The organism is candidate division WOR-3 bacterium (genome assembly GCA_026418155.1).
GTDB lineage: Bacteria > Hydrothermota > Tepidihabitantia > Tepidihabitantales > CAIPLT01 > JAOABV01.
This window is the reverse complement of sequence record JAOABV010000097.1, coordinates 1-237: the sequence shown is the minus strand read 5'-3', so window position 1 is coordinate 237 and position 237 is coordinate 1. Positions and strand designations below refer to the sequence as shown.

The following is a 237-nucleotide window of genomic DNA, read 5'->3' as shown; positions in this document are numbered from 1 at the left end:
GCCAAATCCAACTCTCTGAAGAATTTATAGAAAAATTTCAACATAAACTTAATTGGAATAAAATTAGTAAATACCAAAATCTCTCTGAAAAATTTATAGAAAAATTTAAAGATAAAGTCAATTGGAAATATATCAGTAAGTACCAAAAACTCTCTGAAGAATTTATAGAAAAATTCCAAGATAAAATAGATTGGAATTGTATTAATGAATTTAATATTCTTGATATCACTAATGTTC

At 22.8% G+C, this 237-nt stretch carries 1 protein-coding gene; it reads left to right on the top strand.

Annotated elements, in window-relative coordinates; translation table 11 throughout:
* A partial coding sequence (locus tag N2201_07460) for a hypothetical protein (protein ID MCX7786035.1) occupies window positions 1-237 on the top strand: 237 nt, incomplete at both ends.